Origin of the sequence: Pseudomonas sp. PA-1-3F (genome assembly GCF_021609665.1) — a bacterium.
In the GTDB taxonomy this organism is placed as follows: domain Bacteria; phylum Pseudomonadota; class Gammaproteobacteria; order Pseudomonadales; family Pseudomonadaceae; genus Aquipseudomonas; species Aquipseudomonas paracarnis.
On the sequence record NZ_WJZD01000050.1, the window covers coordinates 22,312 to 36,115 of the forward strand.

A 13,804-nucleotide genomic window follows, 5' to 3' on the forward strand; every position below is an offset into this window, starting at 1 on the left:
TAAAAGACAAGCGCCAGGCATGGCTATAATCGCGGCTGGTTCCAACCCCGCCATTACCGTGAGACTGTCATGACTATTTCCCTGTACGCCGCTTCCATCCCGGTCTTCAAGCAAATGCTCAACGCCCTCAGCGATGTGCTGAACAAAGCCGAAGCCCACGCCAGCGCCAAGAACATCGAGCCCAACGCCTTGCTGCAAGCGCGCCTGTTCCCGGACATGTTCCCGTTGGTGCGCCAGGTGCAGATCGCCGTGGACTTCGCCAAAGGTGTGTCGGCACGCCTGGCCGAGATCGAAGTACCGAAGTACGAAGACAGCGAAGTCACCTTTGCCGACCTGCAAGCGCTGATCGCGAAGGTCCTGGCTTTCGTCGACACCATCAAGCCCGAGCAGATCGACGGCAAGGAAGGCATCGAGATCGTCACCCGCCCAGGCACCCCGAAAGAGAAGCGCTTCAGCGGCCAGTCCTACCTGCTGACCTACGGCCTGCCGCAGTTCTTCTTCCACGTCACCACCGCTTACGCTTTGTTGCGTCACAACGGTGTGGAAGTGGGCAAGCGCGATTACATGGGCGCGTTCTAAACACGCAGGCACAAAAAAAGCCCGGTGCCGTTCTCTGCGAACGTCACCGGGCTTTTTTATGGGGCTGTGTTAAGCGGCCTGTTCTTCCTTGCCCAAACACGCCGCTGCGGTAAACAGCACATCGGTAGACGAGTTGAGTGCGGTTTCCGCCGAGTCCTGCAGCACGCCGATGATGAAACCGACGGCCACTACCTGCATGGCGATTTCACTGGGGATGCCAAACAGGCTGCACGCCAGGGGAATCAACAGCAGCGAACCACCCGCCACCCCCGATGCACCGCAGGCACACACCGCAGCGACCACGCTGAGCAGCACGGCGGTTGGCATGTCCACGGCGATGCCCAGGGTGTGCACGGCCGCCAGGGTCAGCACGGTGATAGTGATGGCGGCGCCGGCCATGTTGATGGTGGCACCGAGGGGGATCGACACCGAGTAGGTGTCTTCATGCAGGCCCAGGCGTTTGCTCAGCGCCAGGTTGACCGGAATGTTCGCCGCCGAGCTGCGGGTGAAAAACGCGGTGATGCCGCTTTCGCGCAGGCACATCAGCACCAGCGGGTAAGGGTTGCGACGCAGTTTCCAGAACACGATGGCCGGGTTGATCACCAGTGCCACGAACAACATGCAGCCGATCAGCACGACCAGCAGGTGGGCATAGCCGAGCAGGGCGTCGAAACCAGAGGTGGCGAGGGTGGAGGCCACAAGACCGAAGATACCCAGCGGGGCGAAGCGGATCACCACGCGTACGATCAGGGTGACGCCGTTGGACAAGTCGTCCAATACCGTACGGGTGGTCTCACCGGCATGGCGAATAGCGATGCCCATGCCGATGGCCCAGGCGAGGATGCCGATGAAGTTGGCGTTCATCAGTGCACTGACCGGGTTATCCACCACACTGAGCAGCAGGCTTTGCAACACTTCGCCAATGCCCCCAGGAGCGCTCACCGTGGCGTCATGGGTAGCCAATACCAGGAACGACGGAAACATCATGCTGGCAACCACCGCAACCACGGCGGCGGCAAAGGTGCCGAGCAGATACAGGAACAGGATCGGGCGGATATGGGTTTCCTGGCCATGCTTATGGTTGGCAATCGAGGCCATGACCAGCACAAACACCAGGATTGGCGCGACAGCCTTCAGCGCCGTGACAAACACCTTGCCGATAAAACCGGTGGCGCGCGCGGCCTCGGGGAACAGCAGGGCCAGCACGATCCCGGCAATCAGGCCGATGACAATTTGGGAGACCAGGCTGACGCGCATTAAACGTTGCAGCAGGGAAGGGGCAGCAGTCATAAAGAGTTGTCTCTAGTTTTTTTAGTAGGGCACAGCATTGCAGGCAGAAAGTACTGTAGGAAGTAGGCGCGAAGTCTAGCATGCTGTAGGGCACGTCTCGTTTGCTGCGGCATTCCGTCACCCGTTTCAGCCGGGCTTGGTCAAATCCGGACATGTTCTGTTAAGATTCCCCCCTCTCATCTTTCCTCTCCGTCAGCGGGCCCTTCGGGCTGTCGTTGATGTCGTCGTTTCTGGAGTTTTCATGTTGTTTCCTATCCTGCTGCTGTCAGCCGCCGGTTTTACCGTGCTGACCACAGAATTCGTCATCGTCGGCCTGTTGCCGTCGATTGCTCGGGACCTGAACGTCAGCGTGTCCCAGGCGGGGCTGCTGGTGACGCTGTTCGCGTTCACCGTGGCCGCGTTCGGCCCGTTCCTCACGGCCTACTGCGCGCGCTTTTCGCGCAAGCGCCTGTTTATCAGCATCCTGATCATGTTTGCAGCGGCCAACACCGTGGCGGCTTTGGCGCCGAATATCTGGGTGATGGCCGTGGCCCGTTTGATTCCCGCCTTGGGCTTGCCAGTATTCTGGGCCCTCGCCAGCGAAACGGCGGTAGACATTGTCGGCCCTGAGTTCGCCGGGCGTGCGATTGAAAAAATCGGCTTTGGCATTGTTTGCGCCACCGTATTTGGTATTCCGGTGGGCACGCTGATTTCCGATATGTTCGGCTGGCGCACCGCGTTCGCCGTGCTCGCTGTGATTGCCCTGGCCAAGGCATTGCTGCTGTATCTCTATCTGCCGGTCACCCCGGCCAAGCACCAGCAGGGCAGTCTGCGTTCGCAATTCAGGATCCTGCGCAGCCCCGTGATGCAGGGGCATATCCTGCTGTCGATCCTGGTGTTCAGTGGCATGTTCACCGCCTATACCTACTTGGCAGATATCCTTGAGCGGCTGGCCGGGTTCGACGGTACGTTGGTGGGCTGGTGCCTGATGGGCTTTGGCGCGGTCGGGCTGATTGGCAACTCCCTCGGCGGACGCGCAGTGGATCGTCACCCATTGATCGCGTCCATGGTGTTCTGCGGGTTCATGATCGCGGGCATGGTGGCAGTGGTGCCGGCGATTCACTCGACCATCGGCCTGGCCGCGGCGATGGCGGTGTGGGGCGTGACCCAGGCGGCGATGTTCCTGGTCAGCCATGTGCGCTTGATGAAGGCCGCGCCCCATGCACCGGCGTTTGCCGCGTCGCTGAATATCGCCGGCGCCAACCTCGGCATTGGCCTGGGCGCGATGGTGGGCGGGCATGTCATCGACACTCTGGGCCTGGGCAGCCTGGGGTTTGCCGCTTCGGGGTTTATCCTGGTGTCGATCCTGCTCGCACTGTGGCTGATGACCGCCAAACCCACGGCGCTCAATGCCTGAGCGATCAGGGCAGGGCGGTAAACAACTCCCGCCGGGCACCCTCGGTAATCGCCACAATGCCGGGGTGCTTGACCTTGCGCTCCACTGAGATCGCATAAAACGACTCGGTCACCGTATCGGTCTGGCCAATCAGCGCCACGCCGTATTGGCGCACCACCTCGTCGGCGATCACGCTGGGCGCGATAAAAATCCCACTGCCGGATTGCCCGAAGGCCTGCATCAAGGCGCTGTCGTCGAACTCGCCGATGATGCGGGGTTGAATCTGCTGTTCGGCAAACCAGCGCTGCAAACGGCTGCGCACCACGGTCTCAGCGCCCGGAATCAACAGCGGTGCGCCCTGCAAACACTGTGGGAAATCCCCCCCATGCTGGTCTGCCAACGCCTGGGTGGCGAAAAAACTGATGCCGCATTCTCCCAGTTTCTGGCTGTAGCCCTTGATGTCCAAGTGCGTGGGCATGGGGCTGTCGGAAATCACCAAGTCCAGGCGCTGGATCGCCAGGTCGGCCAGTAAACGTTCGAGTTTGTCTTCACGGCAGGTGATGCGGATCGGTTCGCTCAACTCCATGGTCGGCGCGATCAGCCGGTACACGATGGATTTGGGCACCACATCCGCCACCCCAACGCGGAACGGGATCTGCTGCTCGTCAGGCTGGGCGCGCAGCATCGCCTCCAGTTCATTGCCGGTCTGGAACATCTGCTCGGCGTAGGGCAGCGCCTGGCGCCCGGCTTCGGTCAGTTCAAGCTGGCGCCCGACCCGCTGAAACAGGGCAATACCGAAGGTCTGCTCCAACAGGCTGATCTGCCCGCTGATGGTCTGCGGCGTGAGGTTCAATTGCTCACAGGCGCGCACGATGCTGCCGGTCTTGGCCACCACCCAGAAGTAATGCAGTTGTCGATAATTGAGCATCACGGCCTACACTTCGTAAAAACCGAAGTATACGCGAGAAAAATACGAATTTTCCTGAACTGTTCGCCTGCATAGAATGCCTCGCTATCGAGGGGCCACTACTTGGACCCAAGGGTTCTAACGAGGAATACATCATGAAACTCAATTCCCTGGGCGCGGCGTCGTTGCTTGCGCTTTCATTGGTAGTGGTCAGCGGCTGTGATCAAGTCGAGAAAAGCGCGCAACAGGTGCTGGGCAAAGCCACCGAGTCGGCCAAGCAGGCCATCGACGACACCCACAAGGCCGCCGAGCAGGCATTGAGTGAAGCAACCCAGGGCTTGATCAGCCCTGAGAAGCAGGAAAAAGACGCCGAAAACGCTGCTGAATCCGACACCAAAGAAACCTAATTCCCCAGCACTACCACGTCAGGACTGACCTATGGATTACCTTCTACAACTGGCCGCCAGCCCCACCGCCTGGGTCGCACTGGCGACCTTGATCGTCATGGAAATCGTGCTGGGCATCGATAACCTGATCTTTATCTCGATCCTCACCAACAAACTGCCGGAGAAGCACCGGGCCAAGGCGCGGCGCATTGGTATCAGCATGGCGTTGATATTGCGCCTGGGCCTGTTGAGCACCATCGCATTCATCGTGCAATTGACGACACCGGTGTTCGAGGTTTTCGGCCAGGCGTTCTCGTGGAAGGACATGATCCTGATCGCCGGCGGCCTGTTCCTGGTGTGGAAGGCGACCACCGAGATCCATCACAGCATGGACCCGGAGCCTGAAGAGAAGGCAACCGTCAGCAACACCGTGACCATCGGTTTTGCCGCCGCCATCGGCCAGATCCTGATGCTCGACCTGGTGTTCTCCATCGACAGCATCATCACCGCCGTGGGCATGACCGAGCACTTGCCGATCATGATCATTGCCGTGGTGGTCTCGGTGATCGTGATGCTGGTGGCCGCTGAGCCGTTGGCCAAGTTCATCAACGACAACCCGACCGTGGTGATGCTGGCCCTGGGCTTCTTGATCATGATCGGCATGACGCTGATCGCCGAAGGCTTCGGCGCCCACGTACCAAAAGGCTACGTGTATGCGGCCATGGCCTTCTCGGCGGCGATCGAATGCTTGAACATCGCCCGGCGTAACCGGCACGCACGTTTGCTCGCTGCGCGCCAGTAACCGCTGAACAAACAGGCCGGCTGTGCTCACAAGAGCCCAGCCGGCCTTTTGCTGTCTGCTAGAATCGGCCCACTTGATAGCTTGAGGTCCCCCATGAACGAGCCGATTCGCCTTACCCAGTACAGCCACGGTGCGGGTTGCGGTTGCAAGATTTCGCCACAGGTCCTGGAAGTGATCCTTGCGGGCAGCGGTGCACAGAACCTCGACCCCAACCTGTGGGTGGGCAATGCCTCCCGCGACGATGCGGCGGTATACGCCATCGACGACGAGCGCGGCGTGGTGTCCACCACGGACTTTTTCATGCCGATTGTCGACGACCCGTTCGACTTCGGCCGCATCGCCGCCACCAATGCCATCAGCGATATCTACGCCATGGGCGGCGATCCCTTGATGGCCATCGCCATTCTCGGCTGGCCGGTCAATGTGCTCGCGCCGGAGATTGCTCGCGAAGTGATTCGCGGCGGTCGGGCGGTGTGCGACGCAGCTGGCATTCCGCTTGCGGGCGGGCATTCCATCGACGCGCCGGAGCCGATCTTCGGCCTGGCCGTGACCGGCATCGTGCAAAAGCGCCATATGAAGCGTAACGACACGGCTACCGCCGGTTGCCGCCTGTACCTGACCAAGCCCCTGGGCATCGGCATCCTCACCACCGCCGAGAAGAAGGGCAAGCTGCGCGAGGCGGATATCGGCCTGGCGCGTGACTGGATGTGCACACTCAACAAGCCGGGCAGCCGTTTCGGCAAGTTGGCCGGTGTGACGGCCATGACCGATGTCACTGGTTTCGGCCTGCTTGGCCACCTGGTGGAAATGGCCGATGGCAGTGGCCTGACGGCCCGTATCGACTATGCAAAGGTTCCGCGCCTGCCGGGGGTGGAGTATTACCTGGACCAGGGCTGCGTGCCGGGTGGCACCTTGCGCAACTTCGAGAGCTACGCCAGCAAGCTGGGGCGTGTGCAGGAGCTGCACAAGCGCGTGCTGTGCGACCCCCAGACCAGCGGTGGCCTGCTGATCGCCGTTACCCCGGAAGGTGATGCCGAGTTCCACGCCGTGGCTGCCGAGCTGGGCTTGGCCCTTGAGCCTATCGGTGAACTGCTGGAGCGACAGACCAACGCGGTTGAGGTGATTTGATGGCGACGGACATCACCGATTACCGCGACATTTTCCTCAACGACCGGCCGATGATGGATACCCGCGCGCCGGTCGAATTCACCAAGGGCGCGTTCCCCGGGGTGATCAACCTGCCGCTGATGACCGACGATGAGCGCCAGCGAGTCGGCACCTGTTACAAGCAGCAAGGCCAGCAAGCGGCAATCGTGCTGGGGCATGAACTGGTGTCGGGGGCAATCAAGGCCGAGCGCATCGACCAGTGGGCGCAGTTTGCCCAGGCTAACCCCAATGGCTACCTGTACTGCTTTCGGGGCGGCCTGCGTTCGCAGATCGTGCAGCAATGGTTGAAAACCGAAGCGGGCATCGAATACCCCCGCGTCGGCGGTGGCTACAAGGCCATGCGTACCTTCCTGCTGGAAACCCTGGAGCAGGCGACTGCCCAGTGTGATTTCGTACTGCTGGGCGGCATGACCGGCACCGGCAAGACCGAAGTGCTCGGCCAACTGCGCAATGCCCTGGATTTGGAAGGGCACGCCAACCATCGCGGTTCCAGTTTCGGCAAGCGCGCCACGGCGCAACCCTCCAATATCGACTTCGAAAATCGCCTGGCGGTGGATTTGCTGAAGAAGCGCGCAGGTGGTATCGAGCAGTTTGTGGTCGAGGACGAGAGCCGCATGATCGGCAGCTGTGCGCTGCCGCTGCCATTGCACAAGGGCATGCAGACGTTTCCTATGGTGTGGCTGGAAGACAGCGTCGAGGGCCGTGTCGAGCGCATCCTGAAGGATTACGTGGTGGACCTGTGCGCCGAGTTCATTGAGGTGTTTGGGGAAACCGGCCAGCGATTATTTGCCGAGCGCCTGACCCAGAGCCTGGCCAATATTCACAAGCGCCTGGGCGGCGAGCGTTTCCAACGGTTGCAGGCGGTGTTGCAGAAGGCCCTGGCCGAACAGGCACGCAGCGGCGCAGTGGAGTTGCATCGGGTATGGATTGAAGGCTTGCTGCGTGAGTATTACGACCCGATGTATGCGTTCCAGCGCGAGAGCAAGGGCGCGCGTATCGAGTTTGCCGGGGAGCAGGGTGCGGTGGTGGAGTATTTGCGCGAGCGAGCAGCTCGGGTGGGGTGACCTTTCGGACGCCATCGCAGGCAAGCCAGCTCCCACCTTTTGAAGTGTGAATACATACAAAGGTGGGAGCTGGCTTGCCTGCGATGAGGCCATCAGCCCCACTGAAACTCTAAAGAATCACCGCCCCAATCAACCCACACACCACCCCCACGAGCATGGTCAACCCGGCCACCGTCACCAGCACCCGCGCATCGAAATCCTTGCGCAGCATCAACAGCGACGGCAGGCTCACGCTCGGCAGGGTCATCAGCAAGGCAACGGCCGGGCCGGTGCCCATGCCCAGGGCCATCATGGTTTGTACGATGGGAATCTCTGCCGCTGTCGGAATCACAAACAGCGTGCCCACAATCGCCAGCGGCACCAGCCACACCAGGCTGTCGGCCATCGCCCCGTCCACATGAGGGAACAGCCAAACCCGTGCCGCGCCGAGGATCAGCACCGCCAGGATATAAACCGGGATAGTGCTCCAGAACAGCTGCCACAGCGTGCGTAACCAGCGGCTCAGGAACGGTTGCGACTCCACTGTGCTGACGTCGGCAACGGCTTCAAGTGCTGCTTCCGGCACCTGGTCCGGGCGCGCAATGCGCTGTGTCACCAGGGACACGCCCACCACCAGCACAATCCCCGCCACCAGCCGCAGCGCGGTGAAACCCCAGCCCAGCACAAAGCCCATGAACACCAATGTCGCCGGGTTCAATACCGGGTTGGCAATCCAGAACGCCAGCGCCGCGCCGACCGACACCTGCTGGCGGCGCATGCCCGCCGCCACCGGGGCCGCGCAGCAACTGCACATCATCCCCGGCAGGGCGAACAGCCCACCGCGCAGGGTCGAGCCCAGCCCGGCGCGGCCAAACAGGCGCAGCAGCCAGTCGCGGGGGATCAATACCTGCAGCAATGAACCGAGGATCACTGCCAGTACGGCGGCTTTCCAGATGGCCAGGAAATACACCTGGGCATAGGCCAGCGCCGCCGCCAGAGGCGAGCTTTGCTGGTCATTGAGAATCGAGGCGCCAATGCTGTGGTTGTCGGCCGCTACAAACGCCTTTAGGTAGTAGGGCGACCACTTCACATAGTAGAGGCCGATGCAGGCCACCAGGAGAAACAGCGCAGGTTTGCACCAGAATGCCCAGCCGCGGTTGGGCTGGGTGGAAGCGAGGTTGGACATGGAGATGATCCGCAGGTGAGTCGATAGCCCGGCATCATACGCCCCTGCGGCCCAAGCTTCAGATATCTGCGCTGACCTGGGTCGGGGCCGGGCAGTTTTCCCCGCCGTTATTCAGCCCTTGCTTGTAGTTACGGCTGAGCAGCGAAGCCTTGCCGTTGTGCCAGGTCAATGTCAGCACGTACAGGGAGTCGTAGTCATTTCCAGACCAATCATCGGTAATGGTGTGTTTTTCGCCGGCGGCTTCGCTGGCGACTTTGTTGATCAGTTCCGGCAAGTAACCATGGGACCAGGCCGTGTAGATGGTCGCGTTGCGGTACTTGTCCTCGACCAGTTCTTCGGCCAGGGCACTGGTGTCATTCGCTGAGAACTCGATATTCACCGGCAGGCCGAGCTTGATCGCGCTGGGGCTGATGGTGATCAGTGGGCGAATGTAGCTGTAGGAGTTATCCAGTTCGCCTTCCTCGACGTTACGCGTCGGGTTGGCAGCGAACACATAGTTGGCTTTGCCGAACTTTTCCGGCAACAGAGTCGCCAGGTTCATGGCGCGGTTCAGGCCCTGGCAATTGAGTTGGCCCAGGCCTCCGGCCGGTTTTTCGCCGTGGCGCAGGAATACCAGGGTTTGTACGCCATCGACCGGTTGCGCACGGCTTTCACGGGCGTCCAGGGCGGTGACGATGGCAGCGCTGACCAGCAGCAGCGGCAATACCATGTAGGAATAACGTTTGAGTCGTGGCACAAGGCGCAGAGGCTTGATCTTCATGATAGGTTCGAGTCTTCGTGCGTCGGGTTAAGGCGGACAAGCCCGGCCCCAGTGACGCATCAGCGTCCTGCGGTGTTCCCTGTCGATATAGCAAGCAGCCTCCATTCATTGTTCGGGCGCTCTTAAGAGTGCATTCGGGCGCTTTGGTTCGCCCACGCGGGATTCTAGCCGGCAAATGTTGCGCAACGATGACCCATGCACGACGGCAGGCAGATGACTATCATGGGGACTTTCCGTCCAGGGGGTTCTCGATGAACGCACTCGCCGCTTTCCCGATCAACAGCAAATGGCCCGCCCAGCACCCGGAACGCTTGCAGTTGTATTCGTTGCCTACGCCCAATGGCGTCAAGGTGTCGATCATGCTCGAAGAACTGGGCCTGCCTTATGAGGCGCACAAGGTCAGCTTCGACACCCAGGACCAGTTGTCTCCCGAGTTCCTGTCCCTGAACCCCAACAACAAGATCCCTGCGATCATCGACCCCAACGGCCCGAGCGGGCAGCCGTTGGCGTTGTTCGAATCCGGCGCGATCCTCATTTACCTGGCGGAAAAGACTAGCCAGTTGCTCTCCGAAGACCCGGCCACACGCTATGAAACCCTGCAATGGTTGATGTTCCAGATGGGCGGCATTGGCCCGATGTTTGGTCAACTGGGGTTCTTCAACAAATTCGCCGGCAAGGCGTATGAGGACAAGCGCCCGCGTGATCGCTACGCCGCCGAATCGCGGCGCTTGCTGGGCGTGCTGGAAAAGCGCCTGCTGGGCCGCACCTGGATCATGGGCGACGAGTACAGCATCGCCGACATTGCGATCTTTCCGTGGGTTCGCAACCTGATCGGGTTCTACGAGTCCGGTGACCTGGTAGGCATCACCGATTTCCCTAACGTACTGCGCGCGTTGGACGGCTTTGTCGCACGTCCTGCGGTGATCCGTGGCCTGAACATTCCGAGCTGATGCATGCCGACTTTCGATTTTCAACAACTGGACGTATTCAGCAGCGTACCGCTCAAAGGCAACCCCTTGGCCGTGGTGCTGGGGGCCGATAGCTTCACCGACCAGCAGATGGCGGACTTTGCCAATTGGACCAACCTCAGCGAAACCACGTTTTTACTGACGCCGCGCGACCCACGTGCTGACTATCGGGTAAGAATCTTCACCACCCTCAAAGAGCTGCCGTTCGCCGGGCATCCAACCTTGGGCAGTTGCCACGCCTGGTTGCAGGCTGGCGGCGTGCCGCGTGGGGAGGAGATTATCCAGGAGTGCGAAATCGGCTTGGTGCGTATTCGTCGCCAGGGTGACCAACTGGCGTTTATCGCGCCGCCATTGTTGCGTGCAGGGCCCGTGGAGGCGCCGTTGCTGGAGCGCGTACGCCTGGCATTAAAGCTGGCGCCCGAGGCGATTGTGCGCAGCCAGTGGGTCGACAATGGTGCGGGTTGGCTGGCGGTGATGCTGGCTGATCGTGACGCAGTGCTTGCGTTGCAACCGGACTATGCGCAACTGCTGGGTCTGGCCGTAGGGGTGATCGCTCCCTGTGATCCGACGCGTGATGCGGTGGACGCGCAATTTGAAGTGCGCGCTTTTGTCGCTGGCGATGGCGCCGCCGAAGACCCGGCCACCGGCAGCTTGAATGCCGGCGTGGCCCAATGGCTCCTCGCTGAAGGCCTGGCGCCCAACCGTTACGTGGTCAGCCAAGGCACGGCGATAGGGCGAGCAGGGCGTATTTATATCGAGCGCCAGGGCGATGAAATCTGGGTGGGCGGCGCGGTGGCGTTGTGTATCGAGGGGCGTCTACAGCTGTAGATCAATGAATTGTTACGCGCCTGGCAATACACTATTGGCCCCTCGGCGTTTGTGTTGCCAGGACTTGGGGGCATAAGCTTTCGCCCCAAAGTATTCAGCCATTTTTCAGGATTGCCATGACCAGCCAGTTCCCCCAAGCCCGCCCACGTCGCCTGCGCCGCTCCCCGGAGCTGCGTGGCCTGTTCCAGGAAAGCGAATTCACCCTCAACGACCTGGTACTGCCGATTTTTGTCGAAGAAGAAATCGACGATTTCGTGCCCATCACCAGCATGCCGGCTGTGTTGCGCATTCCCGAGAAAAAACTCGCCGGTGAGATCGAGCGTTACGCTCGCGCCGGCATCAAGTCGGTGATGACCTTCGGCGTCTCCCACCACCTCGACGCCAGCGGCAGCGACACATGGAAAGAACGCGGCCTGGTTTCGCGCATGTCCTCGATCATCAAGGACGCCGTGCCGGAAATGATCGTGATGTCCGACACCTGTTTCTGCGAATACACCGACCACGGCCACTGCGGCGTGATGCACGGCGCCCATGTCGACAACGACGCGACCCTGGTCAACCTCGGCAAACAAGCCGTGGCCGCCGCCCGCGCTGGCGCCGACGTGATCGCCCCGTCAGCCGCGATGGACGGCCAGGTCCAGGCCATCCGCCGTGCCCTGGATGATGCCGGCTTCACCCACATCCCGATCATGGCCTACTCCACCAAATTCGCCTCGGCCCTCTACGGCCCCTTCCGAGAAGCCGGCGGCAGCGCGCTCAAGGGCGACCGCAAAAGCTACCAGATGAACCCGATGAACCGCCGCGAAGCCGTGCGCGAATCGCTGCTGGACGAACAGGAAGGCGCTGATGCGCTGATGGTCAAGCCTGCCGGTGCCTACCTCGACATCATCCGCGACATCCGCGAAGCCTCGCGCCTGCCGGTGGCGGCGTACCAGGTGAGCGGTGAGTACGCGATGATCAAGTTCGGCGCACAGGCCGGGGCGATTGATGAGGATCGAGTGGTGCGCGAGACGTTGGGGTCGATCAAGCGGGCGGGGGCGGATTTGATATTTACGTATTTTGCGATGGATTTGGCGTTGGCGGGGATTTAAAGGCATCGCCTAACTTGTGGCGAGCTTGCTCGCGTGGGGCTGCATAGCGGCCCCGTATCTCGGCCAGAAAATTATTTAATGGCGTTCTTTAATGCTAAGGCAACATGGTTCAACCACGTTTTCCCATCATTCCATTCATTAGGGTAATAGTAATAACAGCCGATATCAGAGAGTAAGAACTCTTGAAGGTCTTGCTCTGTTTTTTTGGCTGATACTAGTTTTTCCAGCTCTAATAGCACTGTTGCTATCGTATCTTCAGACGATTCCGAGATAAAAAAATCAATTACTTCGTTTGCGCTTTTGTGATCATCAACCCAATCTTGATTGAAATACCCAGCAAGAAATTGCTGCAGCTCGGGGTAGTCTTTATTCATGGGTTTGGAAAGCCTGTGTGAATTCGATATCCAGTATGCATTTTTTGGTCTCTGCGAATGATTAAGTAAATTTCTTTTCCGGGTACGGGTGTCGTAGTGTTCTTTTTGAAACTTGTGCCTATTGGCTCTGGGGATGGTTGAGTGATGACTATCTGCTGGTTGTTTCCTTCTAGGAAGTCTTTGATTTTGTCCTGATTGTTATCCAGTACCTTTGAAATGGCGAGTTCAGCTGTTGCGCGATCATGAAAAGTAGAGGCTGCCGGGATATGTGGTTCCTGTCTCAAGCGGTCAAGCAATTGTTGATCAGTTCTACCGACATGCTTTTCCATAAGATGTCCTCCTGCCGCCTCATGTGCGGCTAAACCTCCTCCTGGAACGATTACGCTATAAGGCCCTTCGGGGCAGCTTGTTTTTTTACAGCTTAGTCCCAGCGGATCCACCCACCCCGTGGGATTGGGCACATACCGGTACCCATTGATCCCACCCGCCAACCTCACCGGGTCCGGTGTCAGGTAGCGACCAATATCCGGATTGTAGTAGCGATGGCGGTTGTAGTGCAGTCCGCTTTCCGCATCGAAATACTGCCCTTGAAACCGCAGCGGGTTTTCGATGTTGCCTACGTCGAGCCGGGCGATCTGGCCGTAGGCGCGGTAGTGGGCGGACCAGACGATTTCGCCCTCGTGGCTGGTCAGTTCCTGCGGGGTGCCGAGGTGGTCGAGTTGGTAGTGGTAGTGGTAGGGCGTGGTGGCTTGTGGGCCGAAGCCTTGCAGCAATGCCAGCGGGCGGAAGCTGTCCGGTTCATAAATGTAACTGCGGTGACGTTCCGCGTGATGTTCGGCTATCAGCTTGTCGCCTTGCCAGAAAAACTCGGTGGTCTTGCCGTCCACAGTCTTGCTGATTCGGCGTCCAAATGGGTCATACCGATAGCTGGCGGTTTGGCCGTTGGGCGTTGTAACCCCGACCAACCGATGCTGGCAGTCGTAGCGGTACTCAGTGACGAGTTGCTGGCCCTTGCCGCGTCGTTCGCGGATGAGGTTGCCGAAGGCGT

General features: G+C 60.1%; 15 protein-coding genes. 9 read left to right on the forward strand and 6 right to left on the reverse strand.

Features of this window, described 5'->3' with window-relative positions; translation table 11 throughout:
- Positions 1 to 69: 69 nt before the first annotated feature.
- Positions 70 to 579, forward strand: a complete 510-nt coding sequence (locus GIV26_RS25190; RefSeq protein WP_003190292.1) for a DUF1993 domain-containing protein — start codon at positions 70 to 72, stop codon at positions 577 to 579.
- Between the two features lie 69 nt (positions 580 to 648).
- On the opposite strand, the gene sstT is transcribed toward GIV26_RS25190, so the two are convergent.
- A complete protein-coding gene (gene sstT / locus GIV26_RS25195; RefSeq protein ID WP_034125799.1) occupies positions 649 to 1,869 on the reverse strand; it encodes a serine/threonine transporter SstT in 1,221 nt (406 codons plus the stop codon).
- Positions 1,870 to 2,110: 241 nt separating this feature from the next.
- On the opposite strand from sstT, the gene GIV26_RS25200 reads away from it, so the two are divergent.
- Positions 2,111 to 3,265, forward strand: a complete 1,155-nt coding sequence (locus GIV26_RS25200; RefSeq protein ID WP_034125798.1) for an MFS transporter — start codon at positions 2,111 to 2,113, stop codon at positions 3,263 to 3,265.
- A 4-nt stretch (positions 3,266 to 3,269) separates the two neighbouring features.
- Here GIV26_RS25200 and nhaR read toward each other — a convergent pair whose 3' ends face one another.
- Complete coding sequence (nhaR, locus tag GIV26_RS25205) at positions 3,270 to 4,172, reverse strand: transcriptional activator NhaR (RefSeq protein ID WP_236282652.1); 903 nt, start codon at positions 4,170 to 4,172, stop codon at positions 3,270 to 3,272.
- 134 nt (positions 4,173 to 4,306) lie between these two features.
- On the opposite strand from nhaR, the gene GIV26_RS25210 reads away from it, so the two are divergent.
- The 4 genes from GIV26_RS25210 (at position 4,307) to mnmH (ending at position 7,570) form a co-directional block, all read left to right on the forward strand.
- Positions 4,307 to 4,558: a hypothetical protein gene (locus GIV26_RS25210; RefSeq protein WP_034125796.1), complete on the forward strand. Its 252-nt coding sequence runs from the start codon at positions 4,307 to 4,309 to the stop codon at positions 4,556 to 4,558.
- A 31-nt stretch (positions 4,559 to 4,589) separates the two neighbouring features.
- On the forward strand, positions 4,590 to 5,339 hold the full coding sequence (locus GIV26_RS25215; protein ID WP_014717958.1) for a TerC family protein: 750 nt from the start codon (positions 4,590 to 4,592) through the stop codon (positions 5,337 to 5,339).
- Positions 5,340 to 5,432: 93 nt separating this feature from the next.
- Positions 5,433 to 6,467, forward strand: a complete 1,035-nt coding sequence (selD, locus tag GIV26_RS25220; protein ID WP_020302053.1) for a selenide, water dikinase SelD — start codon at positions 5,433 to 5,435, stop codon at positions 6,465 to 6,467.
- Positions 6,467 to 7,570 (forward strand): tRNA 2-selenouridine(34) synthase MnmH, encoded by a 1,104-nt coding sequence (mnmH, locus tag GIV26_RS25225; protein WP_236282654.1) that lies wholly within the window; start codon positions 6,467 to 6,469, stop codon positions 7,568 to 7,570. Before selD ends, mnmH begins: the two co-directional genes overlap by 1 nt.
- Before the next feature lie 109 nt (positions 7,571 to 7,679).
- On the opposite strand, the gene GIV26_RS25230 is transcribed toward mnmH, so the two are convergent.
- Entirely contained in the window at positions 7,680 to 8,735 is a 1,056-nt protein-coding gene (locus tag GIV26_RS25230; protein ID WP_236282656.1) for a permease, read from the reverse strand.
- A 58-nt stretch (positions 8,736 to 8,793) separates the two neighbouring features.
- Positions 8,794 to 9,495, reverse strand: coding sequence for a histidine phosphatase family protein (locus GIV26_RS25235; RefSeq protein WP_236282658.1), 702 nt, complete (start codon positions 9,493 to 9,495; stop codon positions 8,794 to 8,796).
- A 251-nt stretch (positions 9,496 to 9,746) separates the two neighbouring features.
- On the opposite strand from GIV26_RS25235, the gene GIV26_RS25240 reads away from it, so the two are divergent.
- The 3 genes from GIV26_RS25240 (at position 9,747) to hemB (ending at position 12,382) form a co-directional block, all read left to right on the forward strand.
- Positions 9,747 to 10,445 (forward strand): glutathione S-transferase N-terminal domain-containing protein, encoded by a 699-nt coding sequence (locus GIV26_RS25240; protein ID WP_034135269.1) that lies wholly within the window; start codon positions 9,747 to 9,749, stop codon positions 10,443 to 10,445.
- 3 nt (positions 10,446 to 10,448) lie between these two features.
- Positions 10,449 to 11,291: a PhzF family phenazine biosynthesis protein gene (locus GIV26_RS25245; RefSeq protein ID WP_236282660.1), complete on the forward strand. Its 843-nt coding sequence runs from the start codon at positions 10,449 to 10,451 to the stop codon at positions 11,289 to 11,291.
- A 116-nt stretch (positions 11,292 to 11,407) separates the two neighbouring features.
- Complete coding sequence (gene hemB / locus GIV26_RS25250) at positions 11,408 to 12,382, forward strand: porphobilinogen synthase (RefSeq protein ID WP_236282662.1); 975 nt, start codon at positions 11,408 to 11,410, stop codon at positions 12,380 to 12,382.
- Positions 12,383 to 12,453: 71 nt separating this feature from the next.
- Here hemB and GIV26_RS25255 read toward each other — a convergent pair whose 3' ends face one another.
- Both GIV26_RS25255 and GIV26_RS25260 read right to left on the reverse strand, forming a co-directional pair.
- Positions 12,454 to 12,756: a contact-dependent growth inhibition system immunity protein gene (locus GIV26_RS25255; protein ID WP_054922264.1), complete on the reverse strand. Its 303-nt coding sequence runs from the start codon at positions 12,754 to 12,756 to the stop codon at positions 12,454 to 12,456.
- Positions 12,753 to 13,804: RNase A-like domain-containing protein (locus GIV26_RS25260; protein ID WP_236282664.1), on the reverse strand; the 1,052-nt coding region annotated here is incomplete at its 5' end. The genes GIV26_RS25255 and GIV26_RS25260, both read right to left, overlap by 4 nt.

What these genes read in the sequence shown, in the direction of transcription:
- GIV26_RS25190 (WP_003190292.1), top strand. Translation starts at nt 70, where the DNA reads ATGACTATTTCCCTGTACGCCGCTTCCATCCCGGTCTTCAAGCAAATG.
- sstT (WP_034125799.1), bottom strand. Translation starts at nt 1,869, where the DNA reads ATGACTGCTGCCCCTTCCCTGCTGCAACGTTTAATGCGCGTCAGCCTG.
- GIV26_RS25200 (WP_034125798.1), top strand. Translation starts at nt 2,111, where the DNA reads ATGTTGTTTCCTATCCTGCTGCTGTCAGCCGCCGGTTTTACCGTGCTG.
- nhaR (WP_236282652.1), bottom strand. Translation starts at nt 4,172, where the DNA reads ATGCTCAATTATCGACAACTGCATTACTTCTGGGTGGTGGCCAAGACC.
- GIV26_RS25210 (WP_034125796.1), top strand. Translation starts at nt 4,307, where the DNA reads ATGAAACTCAATTCCCTGGGCGCGGCGTCGTTGCTTGCGCTTTCATTG.
- GIV26_RS25215 (WP_014717958.1), top strand. Translation starts at nt 4,590, where the DNA reads ATGGATTACCTTCTACAACTGGCCGCCAGCCCCACCGCCTGGGTCGCA.
- selD (WP_020302053.1), top strand. Translation starts at nt 5,433, where the DNA reads ATGAACGAGCCGATTCGCCTTACCCAGTACAGCCACGGTGCGGGTTGC.
- mnmH (WP_236282654.1), top strand. Translation starts at nt 6,467, where the DNA reads ATGGCGACGGACATCACCGATTACCGCGACATTTTCCTCAACGACCGG.
- GIV26_RS25230 (WP_236282656.1), bottom strand. Translation starts at nt 8,735, where the DNA reads ATGTCCAACCTCGCTTCCACCCAGCCCAACCGCGGCTGGGCATTCTGG.
- GIV26_RS25235 (WP_236282658.1), bottom strand. Translation starts at nt 9,495, where the DNA reads ATGAAGATCAAGCCTCTGCGCCTTGTGCCACGACTCAAACGTTATTCC.
- GIV26_RS25240 (WP_034135269.1), top strand. Translation starts at nt 9,747, where the DNA reads ATGAACGCACTCGCCGCTTTCCCGATCAACAGCAAATGGCCCGCCCAG.
- GIV26_RS25245 (WP_236282660.1), top strand. Translation starts at nt 10,449, where the DNA reads ATGCCGACTTTCGATTTTCAACAACTGGACGTATTCAGCAGCGTACCG.
- hemB (WP_236282662.1), top strand. Translation starts at nt 11,408, where the DNA reads ATGACCAGCCAGTTCCCCCAAGCCCGCCCACGTCGCCTGCGCCGCTCC.
- GIV26_RS25255 (WP_054922264.1), bottom strand. Translation starts at nt 12,756, where the DNA reads ATGAATAAAGACTACCCCGAGCTGCAGCAATTTCTTGCTGGGTATTTC.